Origin of the sequence: Nocardia sp. NPDC058519 (assembly GCF_042719755.1) — a bacterium.
Classification (GTDB): domain Bacteria; phylum Actinomycetota; class Actinomycetes; order Mycobacteriales; family Mycobacteriaceae; genus Nocardia.
The window spans coordinates 72948-89249 of the sequence record NZ_JBHXNK010000002.1; the positions used below are offsets into that span (position 1 = coordinate 72948).

A 16302-nucleotide genomic window follows, 5' to 3' on the forward strand; every position below is an offset into this window, starting at 1 on the left:
CACTAGTGTTAGATTAATGCCAGCGCCCTGGTTCGTGTCAAGCTTTCAGTGCGCGATGACCGGCTGTGAGGGAGGTGCGATGACCGAGGAATCGACGGCGGTGCGTCGCGGGCGCCCGCCGCAAACCCGGGAGCAGGCCGACGAGGTCCGTGCCAGGATCATCGAGGCGACCGCCGCGGTGTTCGCGCGCAACGGCTCGCGCGGGTTGAGCGTCGCCCAGATCATCGAAGAGGCCGGGCTGGCCAGACCCACCTTCTACCGCTATTTCGGCAATGCGTCCGAGCCGCTGCACGCGGTCCTCGACGCGTCCAACGACGGTCTCGTCGGCGGCATCCGCGAGGCACTCGCAGGTACCGACGAGCCGGTGCAGCTGGGCATCCGGCTGATCGACGCGTACATGGACTGGGCACGCGGGCACGGCCCGATGCTGGGGCCGTTGTTCGCCGAGCTGCACGATCCCGGGTCGGTCGTCTCGGGCTATCGCGAACGCGCGCTCGACGATATTCGCGATCTGGTGCGCAAGACCTTCGGCGATCTCGGGCGCCCTGTCCCCGCTCCGCTGGACCTGGACGCGGCACTGCACGTGTGCGAGTACGTCGTCTACCGGCTCACCGAGGGCAGTGAGCCGGGTAGCGATCCCGATCCGGCGCTGGCGTCCGAGGCCAGGGGGACGATGATTCGCGTGCTGCTGGTAACCCTCGGCACCCGCGACGATCTGGCCTACGCGATGGAACTACCCGGTCTGTTTCCCAACCTGTAGCGCCGCCGGTTCCTCCGCAGCACGACCTGCCGTGACCAGGGCGATCGACAGCAGCACCGCACCGGCCCAGCCCGCGAGGCCGAGTCGCTCATCCAGCAACAGCACCGCCAGCAGGGTGCCGGTGAGCGGTTCGAGCAGGGCAAGCAGCGCTCCGGTGCCCGCGCCCGCCTCGGTGAGGCCACGGAAATAGAGCGTGTACGCAATCGCCGTCGGGAACAGTCCGAGTGCGAGTACTCCCAGCACGCCGTTCAGGGTTGTGTCGATCGCGGTGGTGGTCAGCGCGGCCGGGAGGGCGAGCAGGATCGCGCCCGCGGTGAACCCGACGCCGGTGCTGGTGACAGGATTCAGGCCGGGGACGGGAACCGCGGCGATCACCGTGAGCGCGGCGAAGGCGGTGGCCGCGGCCAGTGCCAGAATCGCGCCCAGCAAGACCCGCGACCCGCCCGCGCCGGGTGTGCCGACGAGCAGTGCGAGCCCGGTGAGGGCGAGGGCGATGCCGCCGGCGCGGGTGCGATCGAGTGCTCGCCTGCCGGTGAGGTGTTCGGCCACCGCGACGATGACCGGGGACATACCGATGGTGATCAGCGTCGCCGTGCTCACCGAGGACAGTGCCACCGCGCCGAAATAGCAGCCCTGGAACACCGGAGCCAGGACTGCGACCGCGCCGATACGCCGCCACGCGGGCACTACCGCGCGGTAGTGCCCGACGGGTGAGGACACACAGTCCGACCAGCAGCAGACCGCCGACGGCCAGTCGCACGGCTGCTACGGCCGGCGGGGACAGCTGGGTCGAGCGTTGGACGAGGGTGCCGAGTAGGCCGCCGGTTCCCCAGAGGATTCCGGCGAGGACGAGATCAGCTGTGCCCACGCGGGCGGACAGCGAGACAGACATGGGTGTGTGCTCCTGCGACAGAAGGTGAGGGGGTCGCGAGAAGCGAGGTGCTGGAGTGGACACGGGTGGCCAGCTGGGCCGGTGCGCGCTCCTCGGGAGCGCGGCGGGGCACCTCGCTCAGGAGGCGGGCGGCGGGGTGGAACGGAAGCACTCGTGCACGTCGCGAGTGTACTCCACACAGAATCTCCACATTTGGCGACGCAACCCTCCACACCGGCTCGCTAGGGTCGCACCATGGAAAACAGTGGGGGCGGGCCAGGACAGGCGGCACGCCGGGTCCTGGTGGTCGACGACGAGGTGACGATCGCCGAGTCCGTGGCCGCCAGGCTGCGTGCCGAGGGGTTCACCGTCGACCTGGCACACGACGGGCCCGCCGCGGTGGCGGCGGCCCTGGCGGGGGAACCCGATCTGGTGGTCCTCGACGTCATGCTGCCGGGGTTCGACGGGCTGGAGGTGTGCCGCCGGATCCAAGCCGAGCGCCACGTGCCCGTCCTCATGCTCACCGCGCGCACCGACGAGACCGACCAGCTCATCGGCCTCGGGGTCGGCGCCGACGACTATCTCACCAAGCCGTTCTCGATGCGGGTGCTCGCGGCCCGCGTGCACGCCCTGTTGCGGCGCGTCGACCGGGCCGCCGAGCGCGGCGACACCAGCATCGTCGTCGGTGATCTGCGGATAGATCTCGCCGAGCGGCGGGTGTGGCGTGGTGACACCGAAGCACGGCTCACCCCACTGGAATTCGACTTGCTGAGCCGGCTCGCGCAACGTCCGCGGGCGGTGCTGGCCAGGGAACGGCTGCTCGAGGACATCTGGGACTGGTCCGACGCGGCGGGCACGCGCGCGGTGGATTCGCACGTGAAAGCCTTGCGGCGCAAGCTCGGTGCCGATCTCATCCGCACCGTGCACGGTGTCGGGTACGCCTTGGACGCACGATGACGGCGCCTGAGCGCGCCGCGGCGTTGCTGGACCGGATCGCCGACGTGTTGCCGCGGCCACTGGATCGGCTGCGGTCGATCAAACTCAAACTGGCCGTGCTGATGTTGTGTTCGGGCGGTGTCGCGTTCGGGTACTTCCGGCTGAAGATCGGCTGGCTGCCGCCGCGCACCACCGTGGCGGCGATCGGGATCGCGCTGCTCACCTCGCAGTTCCTCGCACACGGCATCACCCGGCCGCTGCGCGAGATGACCTCGGCTGTCCGGCGAATGGCACAGGGCGACTACAGCTTTCGTGTGCGGGCGTCCTCGCGCGATGAGGTGGGGCAGCTCGCGACCGCGTTCAACCAGATGGCCGCCGACCTGGCCGCCGCCGACCGGCAGCGTCGCGACCTCATCGCCAATGTGTCCCACGAGTTGCGCACGCCGGTGACCGCACTGCACGCGGTCCTGGAAAATCTGGTCGACGGGGTGAGCGAACCCGACCCGGCGACGCTGCGCACCGCCCTCGCCCAGACCGAACGGCTCGGCCTGCTCGTCTCCGAACTCCTCGACCTGTCCAGTATCGAAGCGGGCGCGTTCACGCTGGATCGCGAAAACCTGTCGCTGACACCGCTCTTGGCGGAAGTGATCGCCGAAGCCGAGGTGATGACCGCCGCGCTGGGGCGCGGTGTCCGGTTCACGACTTCTGTCGAACCCGCCGACGCGACCGTGTTCGCCGATCGGGCCCGCCTGCACCAGGTGCTGTTCAACCTCCTCGACAACGCGGCCAGGCACGGTCCGTCCGGCGGTGAGGTGCGGGTCTCGGTGTCGACCGGCCCCGAGGGGACCGTCCTCGAGATCCAGGACGACGGCCCCGGCATCCCGGAAGCCGAGCGCGCCACCGTTTTCGACCGCTTCACCCGCGGTGGTCGCACCGACGGCGGCGGCACCGGCCTCGGCCTCGCCATCGCCCGCTGGGTGATCGACCTCCACGGCGGCACCATCGCCGTCGCCGACCCCGGCTCCCGCATCCGCGTCGTCCTTCCGGACTGACCCGATATCCAGATCACCCTCCCGGCACTTCGGTCCCGGGACGCATCCGCACACCTCCAGGAGGGGAAACTCATGTCCGACAAACCGATATCCGAAGCACCGACACCTGATCAGGCCGCAATTGAGAGCCAGAAGTCCGGTGTGCAGGCGGGTGCCGAGCAGCCCGGTGCCGAACCCGTCCTCGCCAAGGCCGCAGCGTCGGTCAGCCCATCACCGGACACGACGTCGTCCGCCACAGAAAGCTCGCCCGCCGCACCATCCGCGTCCGCTACACCCGTGCCTGCCGCACCATCCCCATGGGCCGCGCCCGCCGCACCATCCGCGCCCGCCGCACCCGCTGCACCCGCCGAGCCGTCCGCACCCGCCGCACCCGCTGCACCCGCTGCACCCGCCGAGCCGTCCGCACCCGCCGCACCCGCTGCACCCGCTGCACCCGCCGCGGATAGCTCGGTGCCGTTCGCGACATTGCTCGCCGCGAGTCGTGAGGGCAGCCCCGTCCGGCCGGGCACCGCGGGCTGGCAGGCCACAGCGTGGCCGAGTGTGTCATCGGCGAGTTCCAGACCGTCGGCGAGTTCCATGCACTTACCTGCGATGCCGCCGCCCCTACCGCCGGTGCCCAAACGCTGGCAGGCAGTAGCCCGCCCACCCGGCGTCCTTCCCGCCGCCGCCCTGGCCGGCATCGTCGGTGCCACGGTGATCCCGCTCGACCGTCCCGGCATCGGCTGGCTCATCACGGGCACCGCCATCACCGGAGCTCTCTGCGCGGTGGACTACCGCGCCCGGACCCGTCGGGCATCCGAGGACGACTCACCGGAATCCGCCCCGACGGCCGGAACATCACCGGCGACAACTCCGTCCACGACTGCGCCGACCACGGCCGACAGCACCGGCGCGAAATCCGCTGCACCACTGTCGCATTCAGTGCCTGACGTTCTCGCGGCACCGAACACCGACGAGGTCACGGCAGTCACCGGACGTTCCGAGCCGGATCGCACGGCAGACCCCGGCCCAGTCGACAATGCCGCGCCCGCGAACGCCGCAACGAGCGACGGACAAGCGGCAAGTCGATCGGCCGATACGGCCGGCGACCGAGCAGCGGTTCAGGGCGGCGCGGCCGACACCGGGACAAACGCCGCGACAAATGCTGCGAAGACTGCTGATTCGGCTGCGGCCGGCCTCGGCGGGGTTACCGCGAAAGCACCTGTCACCGACCGGGAAACGCAGTCGAATGAGGTTGCTTCCCACTCTATTTCGCTCAGTGATCGGATCTGGTGGGGGGCGGCCGCGATTGGGTTGCTCGGGGTGGGGACAGTCCGGGCCGCGGGGTGGTTGTTCGTTCTCTGCTTGATCGCGGCGTGCGTCGCCGGGTCGCTGGCGGTGTTGGGACGACGGAGTGTGCGGGGAACCGTCCACGACATGTTCGCGGTGCCGTTGGCGTCGTTCGGGGCTGTGCCGTGGGCCTTTTCGGGCTTGCGGGAGTCACGTTCGGTGGGGACCTCGACCTTGCGGCGTTACGGGGTTTCCGTAGCGGTGACGGCGGCATTGCTGGTGGTGTTCGTGCCGCTGCTAGGCGGAGCGGATGCGACCTTCGCGGGCCTGTTGAACGGGCTCGTTCCGACCGTGGACGGTCCGGCGGCCTGGCAGTGGACCTTCTTGTTCCTCATCGTCACCGTGGGAGTGCTCGGGGCGCTGTATCTGCTCGCGGGCCCGCCCGCGCGTGCGGCAGATTCGGTACGGCCGCAACGGCTTTGGTCGCGCAGTGAGTGGATGCTGCCGGTCGGGGCGCTGACCGTGTTGTTCGCGGTGTTCGTGGGCGCTCAGTTCGTGGCCCTGTTCGGTGGCGACGACTACGTGCAGCGGACAGCGGGCCTGACCTATGCCGAGTACGCGCGCAGCGGGTTCTGGCAGCTCTCGGCGGTGAGCATCCTGACGCTGGCCGTCATCCTGGCGGTACTGCGCTGGTCGGCGCAGGAAACCGCCGCCGATCGCCGGTCGCTGCGCATCCTGCTGAGCGCGGTGAGCGTGCTGACGCTGATCATCGTGTGCTCCGCGCTCGGCCGGATGTGGACCTACCAGCAGGCCTACGGGTTCACCGTGCTGCGCCTGCTGGTGACGACGTGCGAGCTCTGGGTCGGCCTCGTCTACGTCCTCGTGCTGATCGCCATCGCGCGACTGCGCTGGAGCTGGGTGCCGCGCGCCGCGATCGGGACTGCTCTTGCCACCCTCATCGCGCTCGCGGTGATCAACCCGGAAGGCCTGGTCGCCGAGCGCAATATCGACCGTTGGCACACCAACGAGCGCCTGGACGCGGACTACCTGGGCAGCCTCTCCCCGGACATTCTCCCTGCCCTCGACGACCTGAACGACTCGTACCTCCGCGCAGAAATCGAAGCCTCGATCCTCGCCGACTTGGACGACGACCACTGGTGGTCATGGAACTGGTCACGCAGCTCGGCTCGCTGATCGTCGCGGACGTGGTCGCTCACCTCGGGCGACCGCGGCCCCCGACTCACAACGGCTCACCCGAGCCGACAATCCAGTGACCACACCTCTCGACACTGATCTTCTGGAGCCGGTCGTCGCTCGCGACGCGAATCACTACCCCTGTGCTGCAACAGTTCTGGACAGCCCGCTGGCGCGCAGGACGCGGCGGCCGATCGCGGCGCGGATGGAGTCCTCGGTGCCGATGACGCGGACGTGGGTGCGGGCCCTGGTGATGGCGGTGTAGAGCAGTTCCCTGGTGAGCAGCGTGGATTCGGGTTCGGGAAGGACGACCGAGACCGTGTCGTACTGGCTGCCCTGGCTGCGGTGGATGGTCATGGCGAAAACCGTGACCACGGCGGGGAATTGCGTCGGGTGGACCAGGTAGGGCTCACTGCCGCGCTGGAGGGCCGCGCGCAGTGAGCCGTCGGGGCGGCGGATGATGACGCCGGTATCACCGTTGTAGATGCGGGCCTCGTGGTCGTTGGCGGTGACCAGCAGCGGTTGCCCGGGGTACCAGACCGATTGCGGCCCTTCGGGTCCCGCGCCACCCGCCGCGGCCCAGTCGGCTGCCATCCGGTCCCAGCGTTCGACACCGAAGGGGCCCTGGCGGTGCGCGCAGAGCAAGCGGTGTGATTCCAGCGCGGTCAGGGCGCCGATCGCGTCGCCCGCTTCGGCGGCGGCCGTGACGGCGAGGGCGCCGGTTGTCACGTCCGCCCGCACAGCGCGGACGTCGTCGGGGGTGCACAGCGATACGTCGTCGCCGCCCGCTCGCAGAATAGCCAGCGCCGCATCGGCATCGCCCGCACGGACCGCGACCGCCAGGTCGGCGATATGCCCGCCGAACCGCCTGCCCCTGGTCAACCGGACGATCCCGCCTTGCAAACGCCGCTGCTCGAGGGCGGTGAGCGAGTGCGTTTGCGTAGCAGGCACCTCCGCGCCCGCTCCATCACCAGGAGCCGTTGACGGCTGCGATCCACCGAGATCGAGGCCGAGCACCGCACGAAGCGCCGGGTTCGGCGCGCCGCTGACCGGCCCGGCGACGAGATCGGCCAGCACCGCACCCGCATCGACCGAGGCCAGCTGGTCGGGGTCGCCGACCAGGACAAGGCGGGTATCGGGGCGCAGAGCGGAGAAGAGGTGGCTCATCATCGTCAGCGACACCATCGAGGTCTCGTCGACCACGACGACGTCGTAGGGCAGCCGGTTGTGTTCGTGGTGGCGGAACCGGGTGGTGCGGCCACGTTGCCAGCCCAGAAGTCGGTGCAGGGTCGAGGCGGTGAGTTCGGGCAGGCCGAGGACGGCGGCTTGTTCGCGCACCGCCTCCTGCAGCCGGGCCGCCGCCTTGCCCGTGGGGGCGGCGAGGGCGATACGCAGGGCGGGCAACTTCGGCGAGGCGCCGCGATGGGCGGTGAGCAGAGCCAGGATGCGGGCGATGGTGTGGGTTTTGCCGGTGCCCGGACCACCGGCGACGACGGTGGTCCAGTGGGTCGCGGCCAGGGCGGCGGCCAGTCGTTGCCGGTCGGGGCCGTCACCGAGAGGGTCGGCGAAGAGCCGATCCAGCTGCGCGCGAACGAGTTCGGTATCGATCGCCGGGTGGTCGGCACTGCGTTCGGTGAGCACTCGCCGCAGGGTTTGTTCCTGCTGGTAGTACCGGTCGAGGTAGAGCAGCGCGCCACCCTCGGCGTCGGCTTCGACGATCCGCAACGGGCGCAGCGGACCGGACTGCCCGCCGCAGATCAGCGGACTGCGACGCAGGGCGGTGAGCACCCGATCGGTATCCGGCCACGGCAGGGTCGCCGGGTCGATTCCCGTCGTGCCGTCACGGGTTTCGTCGGCGTCGATGCCGATCTCGCGCATCCGGGCCAGCTCGAGACACACCGATCCGGAGCGCACCGCGCGCACGGCCAGCGCCGCCGCGAACAGCACGTCCTCGCTGTCCTCGCGCCCCATCCGACCCAACCGCACCGCGACGTGCACGTCCGCCGCCGACAGCACGCCGGCCTCGTTGAACACCCGCAGCAGCCCGGTCCCCCGCTGCGCCACCTGAATCGCCGTCATCGTTGCCCCGCGAGCAGATCCGACAGCGCGACAACCAGTTCCGCGGACGGGTGCCAATCGAAAACGCCGTGTCCCGGTGGGGTCGACGCGCCGATCATGCCCCGGACGAACAGGTATCTGGCCCCACCGAGATGGCGCGCGGGATCGTAGTCCGGCAGCCGCCAGCGCAGATAACGGTGCAGCGCAACGGCATACAGCAGCGCTTGCAGCGGATAGTGCGAGCGGATCATCTCCGCGACCATGTGGTCGCGACGGTAGTGCTCGACGGTGAGGTCCCCGGTGCCGAGCCGGTTGGTCTTGTAGTCGACGATGAGATAGCGGAGCTCGCCGGTGTCATCGGGTACCCGCAAGACCGCGTCGATGCTGCCGGTAAGGTAGCCGCGCAGCACCGTATCGGGCAGTGCGGCAACGTGATCGGCGTATCCGGCGAGATCGTCGTCGGCGGGTACGTGGGTGCGCAGCAGCGCGGCGACGGCGTGCATCCCGGCCGAGCGCGCGCCGGGTGTGTCACCACCACCGAGTGGCAGCTCGAATTCCAGTTCGTTGAGCCGGTCACGGGTGGCGATCGCGGCCAGAGAGCCGAAATCGGCCGGGGTGCGCAGGACTTCGAGCAGCGCCGAGGACAGCACGTCGACATCGAGCTCGGCCATCGTGTGCTCGACCGCCTCGACACACCGTCGGTTGACCTCGGCGGCGAGGTCGGGCACCGAGGTGTCGACCGTTTCGAGCACGCCGTGGACCAGCGTGCCGAACTCGGCGCCATAGGGCAGGTCGTTCATCAACGACGGGGCGGCCGTGCTGTCGGTGAAGGCGTCGACCGGCGCCTCGGTCGGTTCGTCGTCAGGACCTGGACCGTCCTCGGGTTCGGAGTCGCTCAGTCCCGGGGCGTCGTGCGCGCCCGCGGTGAGCGCCGAATACGAGGTGCGCCGCCACTGCTGGTCGAGCGCGCGGGTGAACCCGGCGGCCGCCAGCTCACCGGTCGGCAGCTCGGTGCGCACCCGCCGGGGCGCCACATCCTCGGGGCGATCGACCATGGTCACCGAGATCGCGTCCGAGGCGCCCGCAGCCCACTCGGAAATCCGTTGCGCCGCAGCGGTGTCAGCGGGAATCTCCGCACGCCGCGGAACCTGCGCCGAACCCGGTCGCCTGCCCAGCATCATCCGGTGCAGCGGCGCGGCGCCGGTGGTCACCGCGGGCGCCCACCACGCGACGACCTGGCACATCGCCCGGGTCAGCGCCACATACAGCAGCCGCAGCTCCTCCCCCGATTCCTCTGCTTCACAACGCAATTGGCGCTCGCCGTAGCCGGGGGCCTCCTTGCCGCCGATATCGAGGACCCTGGTGCCGTTGTCATCGTGGAACAGCAGCGTCGCCGGATATGGATTCTTGGCGCTGTCCCAGGTGAAAGGCAGGTAGACGATGGGGAATTCGAGGCCCTTGCTGGCGTGCACGGTGGCGATCTGCACTGCCGCCGCGTCCCGATCGAGCCTGCGGCTGCGACCGCTGATGCTGCCGGCCTCCGGGTCGCGAACACGGTCGGCGAGCCAGCGGGTGAGCGCGGTCAGGCCGAGCCCCTCGGCCACCGCGACCTCGTCGAGCAGCTGCGCGAGGTGGCGCAGGTCGGTGAGTTCGCGTTCGCCGTTGTCCACCGCGAGCAGGCGCGGCGCGAGGTCGGCTTCGGTGGCGAGCTTGTCGAACACGGCGGCGAATCCGGCGCGCGCGAACAATCGCGCGGCGTCGCGCAACTGGGTCGAGACCCGGCCGACGAGATCCGCACCGCCCGAGTCGATCTCGGCTGCGGTCACGCCGAGGATCGGTGTGCACGCTGCCAGCCGCACCCGGTCACCGCGATGCGGTTGTTCGAGGGCACGCAACACCCACAACCAGTCGGTTGCGGCGACGGTCGCGAAGACGCTGGTGCCACCGGCCAGGACGGAGGCGACCCCGACCCGATCCAACGCCGCACGCACCACATCGATCTGGGATCGGGTGCGCACCAGCACCGCGATATCGCCGGGCCCGATCGGTCTGCGTACCCGTCCGTCGCCCACTTCACGCAGCGATTGATCCCCGCCGCGTAGGGGTTTGGCGTCGATGGCGGTGCCGGATTCGAGCAGGGTGACGATATCGGCGGCCAGATCGTCGGCCACCTTGGCCCGCTGCCTGCCCACCGAAGGGAACCCCGACCGATTGCGCGGACCGGCCCCGGTCCGCGGCAGTACCCGGAGTCGCAGCGGGCTGATCGCGTCCGGTTCACCGTGCAGTCGGGTCGTCGGCCGTGTCGGCGTGACCGGGTACACGCTGATCTCGGGGTGACCCAATTCCGCACCGCCACACAGGTGGTCGATGGCGCGCAGCAGTCCGGCGTCGCTGCGCCAGTTGCGGGTGAGCTCGCTGCGTCGATCCGCCAGTGCCACGGCGTCGAGGTAGCTGAGCACTTCGGCGCCGCGAAAGGCGTAGATGGCTTGTTTCGGGTCGCCGACCAGCACCAGGGTGGCGTGCTGGTGGAAGGCCAGGCGCAGGATGTCCCACTGCAACGGATCGGTGTCCTGGAACTCGTCGACCAGCGCGACCCGGTACCGCTGCCTGATCCGGGCGCAGGCGCGCGGCCCGTGTTCGGGGTCGGCCAGCACATCGTGCAGCAGCACCAGCAGGTCGTCGAAATCACGCAGTCCCGCACGGCGTTTGCGGCGTTCGGTCTCGGCGCGCACGGCGCTCGCGTAGGCCACGCGCTCCCCCGCCGCACCGTCGGTGCGTGGCGCGAGGTCGGCGTGCCGATCGTGGACCGCCGCCAGCGCCAGGGTGTGCGCGTCGCGCAATGTGAAGGGGGCGCGGTCGCGGGCGTAGCGGGCCAGGTACAGGTCGTCGGCGACGGTGGCGACGAGGTCGTCCACCGATTCGACCAGCCGGGCACCCGGGTCGTGTTCACCGGCGAGACCGAGTTCGTCGAGCATCCGCTGACAGAACGAGTGGGTGGTGGCGATGGTGCCCGCGTCGAAATCGGCCAGGGCGGTGAGCAATCGGTGCCTGCGCAGACGCACGGTCGCGGGGTCGGTGTCGGCCATCGCCCGGACGAGTTCGTCCTGGTGGTGCCGTGCGGCATCGGGCTCGGCGAGCGCGGTCGCCACCGTGACGAAACGGTCCCTGGTGCGTTCGCGCAGTTCCTGGGTGGCGGCGCGGCTGAACGTGACGAGGAGCAGTTCGGTGATCGCGATGCCCGCCTCGGCGACGTAGCGCACCGCGAGCCCGACGATGGCGTGCGTTTTGCCGGTGCCCGCGCTGGCCTCGAGCACGACGGTGCCCTGGGGCAGCGGACCGGTGGCGTCGAAGGCGGTGGGCGCCGATACGGTCCCCGTCACGGCTGTCCCTGACTTTCGGCGGCGAGTAGCGGCGCCCACCAGCGGCGCGCGAGGGCACCGAAGTGGGTGCTCTCCGGCTCGCCCGGTCGGCTGGGTTCGGTGGCGAGACCGGCGAATCGGGGTGCGCGACCCCACACGTAGCGCAGGTAGCGGTCGGTGTGGTCGCCGAACTTGTCGGGGCCGTTGGGGCCGCCGTCGAAGGCGTGTTCGGCGGCGAGCAGGGCGTCGGCGACGCTGTCACCACGGAACCGGCGCTCGGCGTAGGCCGCGGTGGCGGCGGGTGCGCAGGGCAGCGGTTCGCACAGTCCTTCCTCACGCAACCGGACCAGATCACGCAGGATCGCCAGTGCGGCAGGCGCTTCGGGTGCCGTGATCACCGATCTGGCTACGGGTCTGCTGCGGAATTGACCTCGTCCGGTACTGATCGCCTGCCACGATCGGTCTTCGGTAGCGGCGAGGGCGAGTAGCGACACCCAGGACGCGAGCCGGTGTTTCGGTGCCAGACGCGAGTAGGTGGTGCGCACCAGTGTCTCGCCACGGACCTCGGGCACGGTGCCCGCGAGGGTGCGACCGTTGCCGAGGTCGATGGCGATGTCGACGGCGCGCGGCGGTGCCTCGTAGTCGGGTAGTGCGGTGCGGACGAGGGTGTCGACCGTGCCTTCCACTTCGTCGAGCACCTTGGCACCGAAACTGAAGGGGGGCAACGTTCCCCGGCGCCATTCGGCGGCACGCAGGCCCGCCGGGTCGGCTCCGGTGAGGCGGGCGGTCAGCATTCGTTCGCCGAGATCCCACTTCGCCAGGCCGTCGAGTTCGATCGGGAGCTGATCGGCGATGTCCTCGGATTCTTCGGGCACCCGCAGGCCGAGTCGCTGCCACAGGAACGCGCGCACCGGGTGTTCGGCGAACGAGATCAGTTCCGCCAGTGCGACATCGGTGACGGGAGCGGGCGGCAGCGGCGCGGTGAGCAGCGGTGGGCGCGGTCGTGACGGGCGGGCGGCGGCGCGCGCACCGGCCAGCGCGACGGTGTCGAAGCTGCGTGGGTTCTCGGGGGCGAAGTTGCGGCGGTCGAAGGCTTGCAGCGGGTGCCGGATGTGGACTTCGCCCATGGCTGCCGGTCCCACCTGGGTGGCGAGCACGTCGAGGAGTTCGGCCACCGGGACGGCCGGCGGGCGGGCGGCGCCGGTGACCGGGTCGGCGCCGGTGTGCAGGACCAGCAGGGTGTCCCCGGCCGCCATGATGGCGTCGAGGAGGAGCTGGCGGTCTTCGCTGCGCGCATCGCGTTCGCCGACCAGCGGGTCGCGGGCCAGCAGGTCGTCGCCGTCGACACTGCCCGGTCGCGGGAAGACGTCGTCGTCGAGGCCGAGCAGCACCACCACGCGGTGCGGCACCGACCGCATCGGCACGAGGGTGCACACGGTGAGTTCGCCGGTGCGGAAGTTCGCGCGGCCGGGGCCGCCTGCCAGGCGACTGGTCAGCAGGACCGCCACGTCGGCCAGCCGCAGCGGGGTGGCACCCGCGTGTTCGGTGGCGGCGACGATCTCGCGGCGCGCTTCGGTGCGGATCCACGACTGCGTGACGGGCACATCGGTGAGCAGTTCGACGGCCCGCAGCAGCACCGAGGTCCATTCGGCGGCGGGCCGAGGACCGCGCAGGTCACGCAGACAGACCGCGAGCCGGTCGATGAACTCGGCGAAGCGGCCCGCGAGGTCGACGTCGTTGGAGTCGACATCGTCGAGTGGCAGCGCCAGATCGAGCCAGTCGTCCCCGGATTCGTCGGCGGTGACCCCGAGCAGAATGCGGTCCACCGCGGCATTGAGGGTGTTCTGCGCGAAATCGGCGAGGCCGAACGCCTCGCGTTGACGCTGCCCGATCCCCCACCGCGCGCCCGACTCGGCCGCCCACTCGCGCAGCCGTTCGATGTCGTCGTCGTCGAACCCGCAACGGCGGCGCACGGTCTCGCTCGCCGCCAGGTCGAGTACCTGCGTCACCGTGACGCGACCGTCGGCCAGTTCGAGTAGCTCGATCACCACGGCCAGCATCGGGTTGGTCACCGCCCGCCCGCGATCGGCGAGCCGCACCCGCAACTGATGCGCCGGGTGTTCACCCTCGACCGGCAGGTCGATGCCGGTGCCGCGCTGCCCGAACGCCGCCCGCACCAGCGGCCCGAACGCCTCCACGTCGGGGCACATGATCAGCACGTCGCGCGGCTCGAGCGTCGGATCCGCCGCGAACGTCCTCAGCAGCAGATCGCGCAGTACCTCCACCTGCCGCGCCGGGCCGTGACACGCGTGTACCTCAACACTGCCGTCCGGAGCCGCACCCGTTTCGGGGACTCGGTCCTCTCGCACGGCCGCCTGGACGACACCGAGTAGCGAGTGCGTGGCGATCTCATCGGGTAGGTGAATGTCACTGTCCAGCACCGGATTCAGGCGCTGTTCCAACTCCCGCACATCCCGGGCCAGCCCCGCGAGCAAGGGGTGGGAAACCAGGTCCGCGGTGTGATCGTCCGCGCGCGGGCAAACCGTTGCACCGACTCCACCTCCGGCGACCGCCCGAGCATCGCTGAGCGTGGTCCACATGGCCGGGCTCGGGTGTGCCATCCACAGGTGGACGTCGCGGTGGGCGGCGAGGGCGGTGATGACGGCCAACTGGTCGGCGGGAAGTCGGGTCAGGCCGAAAACAGAGAGCCGCTCGGGCAGGTCGACCGAGGCGGGATCGGCGCGCAGGCGGGCGCAGGCGTCAGCGAGCCGTTCGGCCGGGCTCGGGGCATCGACCGCGGTGCGCAGCGCGCGCCACAACCGCGGCTGCCACGCGAGATCGTCGGGTACCGGCCCGCCCGCGCCGTCGGTGTCCGCGCCCGCGGCCCAGTCGAGCAGCACCTGCGGACGCTGGGCGGCGTAGGAGTCGAACAACGCGGCCAGGTGGGCGGCGGTGGCGTAGCGTCGGCCGACTCGGTGATCCGCCCCCGGCAGGCCGAGATGGCGCGCCAGAACCGCTGCCCACGGCTGGTCGGCGACCTCGTCGATCACCCGCAACAGCGTCCACACCAGTCGCTGACCGGCCCACGGATCGTCGGCGGGCGCGACCCCGCTCGCACCGGCCAGCACCTCGGCCACCAGCGCCGCGGGCGCGGGAAAGGCGATATTCGCGGCTACCCCGTCGCCGACCGGGCCACGACCGGCACCAGCCACATCGGATCCGGAATCCGCGACGCCCACCACACCGAGCACACCCGACAACCGTTGCGCCAACCAGCGCTCCACCCCTTTGGCCGGCACCGCGACCACTTCGGTGACGAAAGGATCGGCAGGCACTGCCCCCAGCAAACGCCCCAGTCCGTCGGCCAGCGCGTCGGCGCGTTCGGCGCGATGGAGGTGCAACGGCATCCGTTGTTTATACGCCCAGCGACCGACCCGCAATCGAGCGACCCCGCCACCACCACTGGACCGGGCTAGTGAAATACGCCACACCGCAACGCGTCCCGGCCACGCCTGCGGCACCCTCGACGCCGACCGTGGGATCGTTGCCGTTCGGGTGGGACAGTACGGCCGCGGGCGAAAGGCTGGTTTCGTTTCATGATCGCGCAGGTGTTTCCCCTGGTTCCCGGTGGCGGCTTCATCGTCCGCCGAGTGGGCGCGCGCTGGGAGCTGATCAATTCCCGGCGCTACGGGCCTGATCAGGTACTGCATTCGTGGCCGCTGGACCGGCACGGCGAGGCCTTCGAGCACTGCCATCGCCTCAACGGCTGCACCATCGCCACACCGCACGCCGCGCATCACTGAACGCAATTCCCGTGCGCCGCAACAACGCTGTCGCCCGGGGGCCCGATTTGCGGTGAAGTTGTGCGCTCGAGCCTTCGGTGTGCGAGTGTGGTCCCTCGTGCGTGACCGTTCTCCTTCCACCCGTGTCGTCTCCCGGGTCGCAGCAACTGCCTGCCTCCTCGCCGCCGCCGCCGTCCTCACTCCGGGCGTCCCCGTTCTCGTCGCTCCGGCCCATGCCGCGCCGCCCGCGTTGACCCAGGTGTCGTTGCCGGGATTCGACGCCGACATGAGCGCCCGGATAGCGCGCGCCGACGCCTACCTCGCCGGTCGCCCCGGCGCCGTCGGCTACGTGCTGCGTGACCGCAAGACCGGCGGCATCTACGCCAACGAACACGCCGAGAACCAGGTCTGGACCGCGTCCACGATCAAGCTGGCCATCGCCGCCGACCTGCTCAACCGGGCCCGCGTCGGCGCCATCGGCCTGTCCCCCGACGACCGCTTCAACATCGAAGCGATGCTGGCCACCTCCAACGACCACGCCACCGACGTGCTGTGGCACAAGTACATCGGCTTCGACCGGATGGCCTACAACAACGCGTTCCGCGGCTACGGCATGGTCAGCCTGATCCCGCAGCCCACCACGACCGCGCTGTTCCCGGACTGGTCGTTCCAGAAGTGCACGGCCGCCGACCTGGACCGGCTGATGAACACCATCCTCGACACCATGCACCCCGAAGATCTCGCCTACCTGCTCGACCGGATGCGCTCGGTCGACTCCAACCAGCACTGGGGCGTGTGGGGCGCCGGTGCCCGGATGCGACCGGGCCTGAAGAACGGCTGGTCGGCCGAGGCCGACGGCTGGGTGGTCAACTCCGTCGGCGTCGCGGGCATCGACGAGCGGTACACGCTGTCGATCATGAACGCGCTCGGCGGAGCAGGCGGCTACACCGACGGCGCCGAGACCGACACCCGGGTGGCCGAGATTCTTCTCGCAGGTCGCTGATTCGGCCGATCCCGTATT

Annotated in this window: 11 protein-coding genes; 6 read left to right on the forward strand and 5 right to left on the reverse strand. The window is 70.4% G+C overall.

The window, feature by feature from the left end; genetic code table 11:
- Positions 1-79 precede the first annotated feature (79 nt).
- Positions 80-760, forward strand: a complete 681-nt coding sequence (locus ACFWPK_RS02725; protein ID WP_378912817.1) for a TetR/AcrR family transcriptional regulator — start codon at positions 80-82, stop codon at positions 758-760.
- Here ACFWPK_RS02725 and ACFWPK_RS02730 read toward each other — a convergent pair.
- Positions 734-1480, reverse strand: coding sequence for a DMT family transporter (locus ACFWPK_RS02730; RefSeq protein WP_378912818.1), 747 nt, complete (start codon positions 1478-1480; stop codon positions 734-736). The genes ACFWPK_RS02725 and ACFWPK_RS02730 overlap by 27 nt on opposite strands.
- Positions 1481-1886: 406 nt before the next feature.
- On the opposite strand from ACFWPK_RS02730, the gene ACFWPK_RS02735 reads away from it, so the two are divergent.
- The gene (locus ACFWPK_RS02735) at positions 1887-2588 is read left to right on the forward strand and encodes a response regulator (protein ID WP_378912819.1); all 702 of its coding nucleotides are present in this window, start codon (positions 1887-1889) and stop codon (positions 2586-2588) included.
- A 26-nt stretch (positions 2589-2614) separates the two neighbouring features.
- Positions 2615-3619, forward strand: a complete 1005-nt coding sequence (locus tag ACFWPK_RS02740; RefSeq protein ID WP_378913141.1) for an ATP-binding protein — start codon at positions 2615-2617, stop codon at positions 3617-3619.
- A 110-nt stretch (positions 3620-3729) separates the two neighbouring features.
- Here ACFWPK_RS02740 and ACFWPK_RS02745 read toward each other — a convergent pair whose 3' ends face one another.
- Positions 3730-4197: a hypothetical protein gene (locus ACFWPK_RS02745; RefSeq protein ID WP_378912820.1), complete on the reverse strand. Its 468-nt coding sequence runs from the start codon at positions 4195-4197 to the stop codon at positions 3730-3732.
- 13 nt (positions 4198-4210) lie between these two features.
- Here ACFWPK_RS02745 and ACFWPK_RS02750 point away from each other — a divergent pair, with 13 nt between their 5' ends.
- Positions 4211-6082, forward strand: coding sequence for a DUF4153 domain-containing protein (locus ACFWPK_RS02750; protein WP_378912822.1), 1872 nt, complete (start codon positions 4211-4213; stop codon positions 6080-6082).
- A 135-nt stretch (positions 6083-6217) separates the two neighbouring features.
- Here the strand turns inward: ACFWPK_RS02750 and recD are convergent, their stop codons facing one another.
- The 3 genes from recD to recC are packed head-to-tail and all read right to left on the reverse strand — an operon-like array spanning position 6218 to position 14906.
- Complete coding sequence (gene recD, locus ACFWPK_RS02755) at positions 6218-8161, reverse strand: exodeoxyribonuclease V subunit alpha (RefSeq protein ID WP_378912823.1); 1944 nt, start codon at positions 8159-8161, stop codon at positions 6218-6220.
- Positions 8158-11520 (reverse strand): UvrD-helicase domain-containing protein, encoded by a 3363-nt coding sequence (locus tag ACFWPK_RS02760; RefSeq protein ID WP_378912824.1) that lies wholly within the window; start codon positions 11518-11520, stop codon positions 8158-8160. Before ACFWPK_RS02760 ends, recD begins: the two co-directional genes overlap by 4 nt.
- Positions 11517-14906, reverse strand: coding sequence for an exodeoxyribonuclease V subunit gamma (gene recC, locus ACFWPK_RS02765; RefSeq protein ID WP_378912825.1), 3390 nt, complete (start codon positions 14904-14906; stop codon positions 11517-11519). Before recC ends, ACFWPK_RS02760 begins: the two co-directional genes overlap by 4 nt.
- 189 nt (positions 14907-15095) lie before the next feature.
- Between recC and ACFWPK_RS02770 the strand changes: the two genes are divergently transcribed.
- Together ACFWPK_RS02770 and ACFWPK_RS02775 are read left to right on the forward strand one after the other, a co-directional pair.
- Positions 15096-15302 carry a hypothetical protein gene (locus ACFWPK_RS02770; RefSeq protein ID WP_378627280.1) on the forward strand — a complete coding sequence of 69 codons (207 nt, stop codon included), beginning with the start codon at positions 15096-15098 and terminating at the stop codon, positions 15300-15302.
- 85 nt (positions 15303-15387) lie between these two features.
- The gene (locus ACFWPK_RS02775) at positions 15388-16284 is read left to right on the forward strand and encodes a tat pathway signal sequence (protein ID WP_378913142.1); all 897 of its coding nucleotides are present in this window, start codon (positions 15388-15390) and stop codon (positions 16282-16284) included.
- The last annotated feature ends 18 nt before the right edge of the window (positions 16285-16302 follow it).

Bases quoted from the DNA above. Each gene is read 5' to 3' on its own strand.
- ACFWPK_RS02725 (WP_378912817.1), top strand. From the start codon at position 80: ATGACCGAGGAATCGACGGCGGTGCGTCGCGGGCGCCCGCCGCAAACC.
- ACFWPK_RS02735 (WP_378912819.1), top strand. From the start codon at position 1,887: ATGGAAAACAGTGGGGGCGGGCCAGGACAGGCGGCACGCCGGGTCCTG.
- ACFWPK_RS02745 (WP_378912820.1), bottom strand. From the start codon at position 4,197: ATGGAACTCGCCGACGGTCTGGAACTCGCCGATGACACACTCGGCCAC.
- ACFWPK_RS02750 (WP_378912822.1), top strand. From the start codon at position 4,211: ATGCCGCCGCCCCTACCGCCGGTGCCCAAACGCTGGCAGGCAGTAGCC.
- recD (WP_378912823.1), bottom strand. From the start codon at position 8,161: ATGACGGCGATTCAGGTGGCGCAGCGGGGGACCGGGCTGCTGCGGGTG.
- recC (WP_378912825.1), bottom strand. From the start codon at position 14,906: ATGCCGTTGCACCTCCATCGCGCCGAACGCGCCGACGCGCTGGCCGAC.
- ACFWPK_RS02770 (WP_378627280.1), top strand. From the start codon at position 15,096: ATGATCGCGCAGGTGTTTCCCCTGGTTCCCGGTGGCGGCTTCATCGTC.